8 protein-coding genes are annotated in these 6,344 nt (G+C 51.7%); 3 read left to right on the forward strand and 5 right to left on the reverse strand.

Translation table 11 applies throughout. From position 1 onward, the window contains the following. Positions 1-134 precede the first annotated feature (134 nt). The 4 genes from L692_RS0113520 to L692_RS0113535 all read right to left on the reverse strand — a co-directional run bounded on the left by L692_RS0113520 (position 135) and on the right by L692_RS0113535 (position 3,783). On the reverse strand, positions 135-1,040 hold the full coding sequence (locus tag L692_RS0113520; RefSeq protein WP_025700625.1) for a helix-turn-helix domain-containing protein: 906 nt from the start codon (positions 1,038-1,040) through the stop codon (positions 135-137). Between the two features lie 497 nt (positions 1,041-1,537). Further along, complete coding sequence (locus L692_RS0113525) at positions 1,538-1,939, reverse strand: DoxX family protein (RefSeq protein ID WP_025700626.1); 402 nt, start codon at positions 1,937-1,939, stop codon at positions 1,538-1,540. A 74-nt stretch (positions 1,940-2,013) separates the two neighbouring features. Further along, positions 2,014-2,793: a pirin family protein gene (locus L692_RS0113530; RefSeq protein WP_025700628.1), complete on the reverse strand. Its 780-nt coding sequence runs from the start codon at positions 2,791-2,793 to the stop codon at positions 2,014-2,016. 336 nt (positions 2,794-3,129) lie between these two features. Beyond that, entirely contained in the window at positions 3,130-3,783 is a 654-nt protein-coding gene (locus L692_RS0113535) for a YjgB family protein (protein WP_025700630.1), read from the reverse strand. 230 nt (positions 3,784-4,013) lie between these two features. Between L692_RS0113535 and L692_RS0113540 the strand changes: the two genes are divergently transcribed. Next, positions 4,014-4,442: a PH domain-containing protein gene (locus tag L692_RS0113540; RefSeq protein ID WP_025700632.1), complete on the forward strand. Its 429-nt coding sequence runs from the start codon at positions 4,014-4,016 to the stop codon at positions 4,440-4,442. Between the two features lie 56 nt (positions 4,443-4,498). Here the strand turns inward: L692_RS0113540 and L692_RS0113545 are convergent, their stop codons facing one another. Then, a complete protein-coding gene (locus tag L692_RS0113545) occupies positions 4,499-5,089 on the reverse strand; it encodes a histidine phosphatase family protein (protein WP_025700633.1) in 591 nt (196 codons plus the stop codon). Positions 5,090-5,271: 182 nt separating this feature from the next. On the opposite strand from L692_RS0113545, the gene L692_RS0113550 reads away from it, so the two are divergent. Both L692_RS0113550 and L692_RS0113555 read left to right on the forward strand, forming a co-directional pair. Continuing rightward, complete coding sequence (locus L692_RS0113550) at positions 5,272-5,943, forward strand: TetR/AcrR family transcriptional regulator (RefSeq protein WP_025700634.1); 672 nt, start codon at positions 5,272-5,274, stop codon at positions 5,941-5,943. After that, on the forward strand, positions 5,915-6,344 hold a 430-nt coding region (locus tag L692_RS0113555; RefSeq protein WP_025700636.1), incomplete at its 3' end, for a flavodoxin family protein. The genes L692_RS0113550 and L692_RS0113555, both read left to right, overlap by 29 nt.

The following is a 6,344-nucleotide window of genomic DNA, read 5'->3' on the forward strand; positions in this document are numbered from 1 at the left end:
AGTGGTGCTGTTGGTTTGTTAATTGCGTTCTATATACTTGTGGTAGTATGGTACGGTTCACCGCGCTGCCTGTAACGGCATGTTTTAGGGCCAACCCGTATTGGATGGCCCTGGAATTGATTGCTTGCTAGGCGTTAATCTATTTTCGTTACAGGACGTAACACCGCGTATCCATATCCCTCGGGAAAATGACGTTGATAATCCTGTTTGACGCCTTCATCCCACTCGTATCCCATGCTTCTCGGATCAAAGTTCCAAGCCACATCTTCAACCGTCCTCATAACAGCACCATTATCCTTCAGATAATCGAAAGGCGGGTGGAAAAAGACCAAATATTCCGATTCCGGAATCACCTTGCATTCCATCCCTACCGGAATCGGCCCGTCGTAATCCGTTGAAACAGGTATTCCATACAAGTAACCCTTTTGTCCATCCTGATAAAACCACCCCGCCGTCTGTCCCAACTGACCGGGAAGTGTATGGTTGGACATACTCTCTAGCATGCCGCTGATTTCATCACAATTATGGCCATTCTCCCAAAAGGACCCATAGCTCTGTGCGGATTTGTCCCAAATACCAATAAATTTATGCTTTGGAATAAACTCTACTTTAATCGTTGCCGGTTGCAAATGGATGTTGCTCATCTTATCCCGCTCCTTGATCAAATAGTGATAAGGCGAGAAGACCTCCAGACGAATAGCCAACGGAATGGGCCGAGGCTCTTTTTGGAAGGCTGCTGGGGTAATCTGAAAGGCTTTTACAAATGCTCGCGTGAAGGCCTCCTGTGACGAAAACCCATACTTCACTGCAATATCCAGAACACGTTCATCCGTGTCGCGGAGCTCCAAGGCAGCACGGCTAATTTTTCGTGTCCAAATATAATCCCGCAATGTCATCCCCGTAAGTTCGCTAAATTGTCTGGAGCAATAATAAGGTGAGTAGCCTAACTGCTCAGACATCTTCAAAAGGGATTGAGTCTCCGATAGATTGGCATCCACCCAGTCCACCATAAGCTGGACCATTTCATTCCATTCGTACATGAAAGTTCCCCCTCCTTTCTATTTGATCATAACAAAGAAAAGTCCCTAAATATTTGATTTGAATTGCACTATCCACTTTAGACCAGCCCAAAAAACTTGCCGTTACTTATGATACGGTTCACCGTATCACTCGTAAATTCCCCTGTCCTGCTCCCTTGCTCAAGACCTATCGCCATTTCAATGCACCTGCAACACAGCAGCAGGCAAGAGCTTCAAGCTCCCGCCATACGTCCTTCCTTCTACCCGAGCCACAGCCTTCGCTTGAATAGCTTTACCGTTACCCTCACCAGCTCGGCAAGTGAGTGTTGTTCGTATCATCGCAGCATCTTCAGCGCGCCGCTCCAGGCGAGCCTTGATCCAGGCATGCCGTTTACATTCGTGAGGTGAGAATCGGCTGGCTTGATACCTGCCCGAGCTCGTCGGCGATACGCTCTACCTATTTTGCCTACTTGCGGACTTAAACGGCCTTGACGCGTACTTCCCGGGATGATTCCGTATTAAAGCTTCAACAACGCATCCAGCGAATATTCACCCGCACCCGTTACAGCGATGAGGACGGCCACCGCAATCAAGACAGCGTTGTATTCATAGCCGTTGGCCGTTGCCCACAATCCGTTCTTGCCATGCACTTTAACGATGGCGCCAAGCATGGTCAGTGTGATGAACAAGGCGGCAAGCGGGGTGAACAGGCCGACAGCAAGCAGGGCGCCTCCCACCAGCTCCAATAGACCTGCTAACACAGCCATGAATACGCCCGGTTTAATGCCGACCGACTCCATCCATCCTCCCGTTCCCTTCGGGCCATAACCGCCGAACCAGCCAAACAGCTTTTGAGCGCCATGCCCGATGAACAACAGCCCTACCACCAAACGAACCAACAATAACCCCAGTGCCAGCATCTGAATCATCTCCTAGTTATTTTTTATTTAATAATCTTTATTTAAAGATATTAGACGTGAAGTAAGGATAGTACTTATCTTTTAGGATAAAGCGGATAGTCCACCTTGGTTGGAACCTTGATCATGATCAGGCGAAGCATGTCTTGGTCCGATGAGTTCATGATTTCCACTTCCGCATCGGCTTCCACGGCTTTTTTAATGAAATCTTTGTGCTGAAAAGATACAGATTCCTCCGGCGATCCCGGCTCCGCCCATGTTCCTTGCCCCCGAATAGCCAAGGCCGTTAGAGTATAACCTGCCGGAACTTTTTGAACATAACGAGCGCCAGCCCCGATTTCAACATCCCACATTTCGCTGTCTGCGACCAATTGAACGGGAGCGCCGGGACCTATAACTGTCTTTACGGAAACTCCTCCTGCGGTCACTTCCTGCGGAAAGTCTTCATGCTGATACTGCCGATAAGTCGGCTTTCTCCGCACTGCTTCCGTCAATTCCGGCTCGAACCAGATTTGAAAAAGCTCCGAACCCGCACTCAATCTTTCCTGATGGCTTACGCCGGAGCCTGTCTGCATGACCTGCGCCCCGCCCGCGCCCACTGTGCTGTCCGTACCCAAGGTATCCCCGTGAAAAGCATTGCCTTGTACCACATAAGTTATAATTTCAAAGCCTTGGTGGGGATGCAGGCCGATTCCGGCTTCGGTGCTTGACGTGGCCCATGCCCAATAAAATAACGGGCCCACCCGTTTGATTACCGATCCTTCGCCCGAGAAGCCGATCGGCTTTTGTTCCTTGATTTTCCCTCCATCGAATTCGCCTCTCCCCTGCATGGCGGGTGTGTATACCATCGTTTGCATAATGAACAGCCTCCCTGATTGGATTTGGATTGGACATTGAATCATCATCGGCATATATCTTTAACAAATTATCTTTAATTAAAATATCTTTGATTTAAGATAAATATACAGCGTGAATCCGTGATTGTCAACAAAAAATCATAACGCATTGCGTTTCAATTTGGCCGAACAGCAGGGGGTTGCAGGACGTATGCAAAAATAGCCCCGCCAAGTGGAGTGTTAAGCTTCAAAGCCGACTCCAAAGTCTTCGCGGGGACTTTCGAAAAAAAAGCAGCCAGGCGGGAACCTCCTCCTGACTGCTCTGAGCGTGCAGATTACGTTCCTTTCGCCCGCTTGCTAACCGGCCATATTGTTGATGGAATCCTGCTCGGAGAAGACGGAAATGTGATCGACCTTACCTGTAGACTGCGGAATCACGAATTTCAATTGAAACTGCTCTCCCGCCTTGTAAATGTAGATGCTGTCGTTCCCACTCGTCTTTACATCATCCGGCTTGCCGAGCGTTTCTTCAATCTGCTCCAGCGTCAGCTGCTGCAATTCGGCGGCGCTGGAACGGACATCGAAGATCAGGCTGCCCTTGTTGAATCCAATCACCGCATGCTTGGCGCTGTACGTAGCATAGATGCCTTGGCCGGCCCCCTCTTCCTTGTCCGGCTCGCCCCAGGCCTTCTTCACATCGTCGATAAGATCCGTATGCGCGGCGAACGGAAGCCCGGGCGCTTTGCCCTGCTTGGCAAGCTCAAGCAGCTCTGTGAGCTGAGCTGCCGTATTTTGCCCCATCCCGCCGCCCGGGGCAGGCGATACAGCCGTGGGCGGCGCGGCGTCACTGGCCTCCGGGGAGGGCGCGGAAGTCGCCGGGGCAGGCGATGCCGAAGGCGGCGCGGATGGCGGCGGGGACGCCGCTTCGCTGCCTCCGGAGCTGCAGGCGGCCAGGCTCAGCATGCCTGTGAGCATCACGCCTGCCGTCATCATTTTTATATACTTGTTCATCATAAGTGTCATCTCCCTGTTGATTTGACAATCCTGGATCTATTCCTCTCCTTAATAGACGGAACGCATACGGAAAGGTTGCAGAATAGGGCTCCCGCCAAAGCCCCGGTTATTGCAAATGCCTCGCTGCCATGTCCAGAATAATATTTTTAAAATAGAATTTTCAAGCAAGCATACAGGAAAAACGCCCGGGGCGCCGAATTGGTTACTATAAACAGGAGGTGCTTGAAATGGCTAATCTATTTGGCGGACTGCTGGGCAATTACTCTGAGGTTTCCATCCCCGAGCTGAACAGCCAGTACGGAATATACCTGATGCCGGATGAGAAGATTCAGATGGGATTCCGGCTTGTGCGGGATACGTTTATCCTTACGGACGAACGGCTGATTTTTATCGACCACCAGGGCGTGACCGGGAAAAAGACCCGCGTTGCTTCCATCCCCCTCGAATCGATCTACGAAGTTACGATGGAAACGGGCGGCACCGGCTTTGATGACAGTGAAATCACCATCCACTATATTCAGTCGCCGTATTTCAAGACCAACAGCCCGCAAATCGGCTCGTACAAGTTCGAGTTCGGCAAAAAGTTCAACGTCCAACCGATCTACGTCGCGCTGCTAACGCTGGCGCATCAGAACCACAAGCGTCTGAACGCATAAATCCTTATTTCACCTCGAAAAAGAAGCGCTGCCGAACGCCGTCCCTGATGGGGCGGCTATGATTTTGAGCCAAGCTGAGGTTGCCATAACCGCTCCACACTTACAAGCTTCTGCCCCGCAAACTCCATTTTATAAATATCCGGCTTGGTCGTCGCCAACAAGAAATCGAATCCGTACGCTTTATTGTAAAAGTGCATGATGATCGCCATGAGGTTTCCGTGGGTTCCAATTGCAATTTTACTCCCTGCATGCTTTCCCAGCAGCTGCTCAATAATCGGCACGGCCCGCGCTTCCGCTTCCTGAGCGCTTTCTCCCCCGTCAAGCTTGAAATGCCTGTCTTCAAAAGAACGGCGGACCGCAGCAAGCAATTCCTCATCCCCAAATTCCCTGTCCAAGTCTCCGAACTCTCTTTCCCGCAGCCCTTCATATAATGTAATCTCCTTGCCCGCCTCTTCCGCCAAAGGCTGCATCGTAGCGACCGCCCTCGCATACGGACTGGATACAAAATGCGCAATATCCTCGTGCTTCAAAATCGCCTTCACTCTCCGCGCATCGGCCGCTCCTTGCTCCGACAACCCGCGGTTTCGTTCCTGTCCGCGCAGATACGGAGACACAGCATGCCTAATCATATACAAGCTGGTATCCATCCCCTTGACTCCCCTTTCGCGCTTGCTTTTTTCAAATTATTCCTTTCAAACTATTCGGCATTCCGGTTTCATATCCTGCATTTTCCTCCCCCCCTGTCAAAAACAGGATTTACAGCCTGCCAAAAAGATGATACCATTCAAGTAAACTGATAGTTTACTTTTGGAACTGGAGGTTTATTCCTGTGGACCGTACAACACGCAAAGAGACCATCTCAAGCCTGCATCAAGAAAATATTCTGCTTGCGGCCGAGGAGCTGTTCGCGGAAAAAGGCTTTGCGGCGACGACGATGGATGACATCGCCAAGAGCGCCGAATACAGCAAGCGCACAGTATATATTCAGTTTCCAAGCAAGGAGGAGATTCACGACCGAATCATACTGAAGGGATTTATGCAGCTTAAGGAGCATATTTTGCGCAGTCTGGAAGGGGAGGCGGACTTTTTTTCCAAATACCGAGCCCTGTGCGGCAGTCTGATTACGTTCTATGTAGCCTCTCCCTATCTGTTCGCCGGTATTGTCGATTTCCAGACCCAACCGCTGGGCAGCGGGGACTTGCCGCAGGTGAAGCGGGAGATTTTCAATGTCGGGGAAGAGATTAACGCCATTCTGGAGGTCATGATCCGTCAGGGAATTACGGGCGGGGTCGTGAATCCGGACACGCGGATCAAGGAAACCATTCTGATCTATTGGAGCAGCCTGTCCTCGCTCATTATAGTGGCGCACCGCAAAAGCAGCTATATCTCCGAGACGATGGGCGTCACCAAGCACGGGCTGCTGGAATACGCCTGCACTCTGCTGCTGCGCATGATCGCAAAGGAGGAACAAGATGGGGAAGAAACGGCTTCTCGCCATTAAAGGCGGACCCCGGCCGGACGGAATCACGTCGAAGATGCTGCACATTGCCGTTCAGGCGGCAGCGAAAGCAGGCTGGGAGACGGACATCTGCGACTTGTACAAGGTGGACATCTCCGCCTGCAAGGGATGCCCGGATTGCCGGGCATCCGGAGTGTGCCCTCCCGGCGGCGAGCTTGCCGCTCTATGGGAACGGCTGGCCTCCAGCGACCTGGTTATTTTGTCCGCGCCTACGTATTACGCCAATGTGCCGGGGCAGGTCAAGCTCATGTTCGACAGGCTGGCAGGCTTGGCGATGGACCGCAGCGGCGGGGGGATTGCTCCGAAACCGACGCTGCCGGGGAGCCAGCAGTACTTGCTGATGACCGCATGCAACACGCCGTTTCCGCTTGACCGGCTGGGGC

This window comes from Paenibacillus forsythiae T98, assembly GCF_000520735.1.
GTDB lineage: Bacteria > Bacillota > Bacilli > Paenibacillales > Paenibacillaceae > Paenibacillus_AQ > Paenibacillus_AQ forsythiae.